The organism is Nitratidesulfovibrio liaohensis (genome assembly GCF_011682075.1).
GTDB classification, from domain to species: Bacteria; Desulfobacterota; Desulfovibrionia; order Desulfovibrionales; family Desulfovibrionaceae; genus Cupidesulfovibrio; species Cupidesulfovibrio liaohensis.
Genome location: NZ_VSMK01000314.1, coordinates 1 through 3,259, shown reverse-complemented (window position 1 = coordinate 3,259; position 3,259 = coordinate 1). Strand labels below are relative to the sequence as shown.

Below are 3,259 nucleotides of genomic sequence, written 5' to 3'. Positions count from 1 at the left end.
GCACGGGCACCAGCCGCGTGCCGGGCGAGACGGCCATGCATGCGCTGCACCCGCTGGCGGTTGCCGAACATGCCGCGCAGGGCCTGCGCCACCAGCAAGACCGCGCCGGAGGCCAGCAGGGCGGCCAGGAAGGGGATCATGGTTTCGTCGAACGTCATGGTTGTGTCCCCTACACCCGGATGGTGGTCATGCGCTTGAGCGCTATGCCGCCGATGGCCATCTGGAACAGCGACGCGGTGAGCAGCATGTTGCCTTCGGGCGTGGCGTACAGGGCGCTCATGAAGTCGGGGTTCAGCAGGTTGATGATGAACCCGATGCCGAAGGGCAGCACGAACAGGATCCACGCCGTCAGGCGGCCTTCCGCCGAAAGCACGCGCACCCGGCCCGCCAGCTTGAACCGCTCGCGGATCAGCCGGGCGATGTTGGTGACGATTTCCGCAAGGTTGCCGCCGGTTTCACGCTGGATGTTCACCGACACCACGAAGAACTTCAGGTCCGGGCAGTCCACGCGGCGGGTCAGGTTGTACAGGGCCGCGTCCGCCGGGATGCCGAAGTTGATCTCGTCCAGGGTCTTCTGGAATTCCGGGCCGATGGGGTCGGCAAATTCGTCGGCCACCATGCGCATGCCCTGATTGAAGGCGTGCCCCGCCTTCAGCGCGCGGGCGATGAGGTCCAGCGCGTCGGGCAACTGGCGCTGGAAGCGGCCCATGCGGGCGTTGCGCTTGCGCTGCACCCACAGGAAGGGCGCGTAGCCCAGCGCCAGCGGCGGCGCCACCAGCAGGAACAGGTTGTCCACCAGCAGGTGCATGACCAGGAAGCACGAGGCCGCGCCCAGCACGGAAGCCAGCAGCAGCACGCCCAGGGTGGCCCGCACCTGCGCCTGTTCCAGCGCGAGGTCCATCTTCTTGGTCCATGACTGGGCGGCCAGCATCCGGTGCAGCCAGTCCACGTCGGACAGGGCGCGACGGCGTTCCAGGTCCACCCGGTCCTGTTCGTTTTTCGCCCGCAGCAGGTTTTCCATGCGCTGTCCCACGCGCTGCGCCGTGGCGCGGCGGCGGCCGTAGGCAAGGTCCAGCACGCCCATGACGAACACGAACATGGCGATGACCGAGAGTACGGCGATGACGAGCATCATGGCGAAACCCCTTTGCGTTCAGGTTGCCGCGCTTACTGCGACAAGCCGGGATCGAACAGTGCGCCGCCAAGCTCGATGCCCATGGCGGCCAGGCGCGGGGCGAAGCGGGGCCGGATGCCGCCGGAGCGGAACCGCCCCTGCACCTTGCCGTTCTCGTCCACGCCGGTCTGTTCGAAGGTGAAGATGTCCTGCATGGTGATGGCGTCGCCTTCCATGCCGGTGATTTCCGAAAGGCTGGTCATCTTGCGCGAGCCGTCGGCCAGGCGCGAAACCTGGATGATCACGTCCACGGCGGACGCGATGTACCGCTTCAGCGACAGGGTGCCGATGTTCAGCCCGGCCATGGCCACCATGGTTTCCAGGCGCATCAGGCAGTCGCGCGGGGTGTTGGCGTGGATGGTGGTCAGCGAGCCGTCGTGGCCGGTGTTCATGGCCTGCAGCATGTCCAGCACCTCGCCGCTGCGCACTTCGCCCACGATGATGCGGTCGGGCCGCATGCGCAGGCAGTTCTTGACCAGGTCGCGCGCGGTGACCTGGCCGTGGCCCTCGATGTTGGCGGGCCGGGTTTCCAGCCGCACCACGTGGTCCTGCTTCAGTTGCAGTTCCGCCGCGTCCTCGATGGTCACGATGCGTTCGTCGTGCGGCACGAAGCGCGACAGGCAGTTGAGCATGGTGGTCTTGCCCGAGCCGGTGCCGCCGGAAACGATGATGTTCAGCCGCGCCTTGACGATGCCGCGCAGCACCTCGCCCATTTCCGGGGTCAGCGCGCCGAAGCGGATCAGGTCTTCCAGTTCCAGCGGGTCCTTGGAAAAGCGGCGGATGGACAGGCTGGGGCCGTCCAGGGCCAGCGGCGGGATGATGGCGTTGACGCGCGAACCGTCGGCCAGGCGCGCGTCCACCATGGGCGATGCCTCGTCCACGCGGCGGCCGATGCGGGCCACGATGCGGTCGATGATCTTGCGCAGGTGGTCGTCGTCCAGGAAGCGGGTGTTGACCCGGATCAGCTTGCCGCGCCGTTCCACGTAGACCATGCGGTAGTTGTTCACGAGGATGTCGTTGACCGTGGGGTCGCGCAGCAGCGGTTCCAGCGGGCCAAGGCCCATGACCTCGTCGCGGATGTCCTCGACCAGTTGGCGCTGTTCCTGGGCATTGAGGGGGGCCTGACGGAACTCCTCGCGCAGCAGCTTTTCCACCAGGCGGGAAATTTCGGCGGCCAGCCTGTCGGGCGGCAGCGATTCGGCGGCGGCCAGGTCCATCATCTCCAGCAGGCGGTCCTGCAGGCGGGCGCGGATTTCGTAGTAGTGGTCGCCGTGCAGGGTCAGGGTGGTCACGTCGCACACCTGTTCCGCGCTGGCGGGGCGGGCTGCGGGCCGTGACGACGGACGGGATTTTCCGGTTTGGCCCGCTTGGCCCGCTTGGCCCGCTTGGGCGGACTGGACGGACTGGACGGACTGGGCGTCGTCAGACTGCGCTTCCGGTGCGTCGGCACGGGGCGAGGTGACCGTCACGTGTTCGGACACCGGCGCGGATTCGGGCCGCGGCGCGCGGAACAGGGTGGCGTCGTTGACCGGCACGCGCGGGATGGGCGCGCTGTCGGTTTCGTCCGGCGCCTCGTGGCGTGCGGTGACGGGCTGGATGGCAATGCCAGCCATGGCGGCGGGGGCAACGGCGGAAAGATGGCTGCGGGCGTTCAGGCCCGAGGCGCCAAGGCGTGGCGCCTGCGGCATGCCGTCGCCCCGCCCCTGGTCCTGGTCCTGGCCGTCCGGATCGAGTTGCAGGTGGCCGTAGACATCGGCATGGGCCTGTGCGTCGTCCTCTGTCCCATAGGGGGCGTTGCCCGTACGGGCGTCTTCGGACGCAACGGGTTCCAGGTGCAGCGCGGGGGCGGGTTGCCGCCGCGTGGTGCGCATCAGTCGTTCGGCCAGTCTCATGATTATCCCCTTGCGCCCTGCAACAGGACGCCGTGCGGCAGCAGGCCGCCCCGTTCATGTTCGGGACCGCGTTCCATGCCGCGCCGATTGGGTTCGTGGGTGTCGTCGCCCTTGCGGTGCAGCAGCCGGGCGAACAGGCTGCCCGCCTTCATGCCGGGGGCGGCGCCGCCGTTGCCGGGCGTTGCGGCGGCGG

The 3,259-nt window shown here is 68.4% G+C and carries 2 protein-coding genes and 1 pseudogene; all 3 read right to left on the bottom strand.

What is annotated here, in order from left to right:
• Positions 1-169: 169 nt before the first annotated feature.
• Complete coding sequence (locus tag FVW27_RS11130) at positions 170-1,135, bottom strand: type II secretion system F family protein (protein ID WP_167125150.1); 966 nt, start codon at positions 1,133-1,135, stop codon at positions 170-172.
• A gap of 32 nt (positions 1,136-1,167) precedes the next feature.
• On the bottom strand, positions 1,168-2,475 hold the full coding sequence (locus FVW27_RS11125; protein WP_223290254.1) for a TadA family conjugal transfer-associated ATPase: 1,308 nt from the start codon (positions 2,473-2,475) through the stop codon (positions 1,168-1,170).
• A gap of 593 nt (positions 2,476-3,068) precedes the next feature.
• Positions 3,069-3,259 (bottom strand): annotated as a pseudogene (locus FVW27_RS11120) (response regulator); the annotation flags it as partial.